1 pseudogene is annotated in these 211 nt (G+C 70.1%); it reads left to right on the top strand.

The window, feature by feature from the left end:
- A pseudogene (locus ASL10_RS16215) lies at positions 1-211 on the top strand (hypothetical protein); the annotation flags it as partial.

Genomic DNA, 211 nt, shown 5'->3' with positions numbered 1-211 from the left:
CGGCCCCGACAGCGACGTGCGACCCTACGTCCAGGGCGAGATCGACCACGACGGCTCCGGCCTCAGCCTGACCTCGGCCGACGGCACCGTCGTCGAACTGACCGACTTCCGCATCGACCCGGGCGAGTCGAAGCTCTACGGCACCGTCACCGCCAACGGCACCGTCGCCGCCGAGGACGCCTACCTCTTCAACCTCTGGGGTGGCACGCTG

Origin of the sequence: Frigoribacterium sp. Leaf8, assembly GCF_001421165.1 — a bacterium.
In the GTDB taxonomy this organism is placed as follows: Bacteria; Actinomycetota; Actinomycetes; order Actinomycetales; family Microbacteriaceae; genus Frigoribacterium.
Note: the sequence above shows the minus strand (reverse complement) of the source record. Positions and strands in the feature narration are given on the sequence as shown.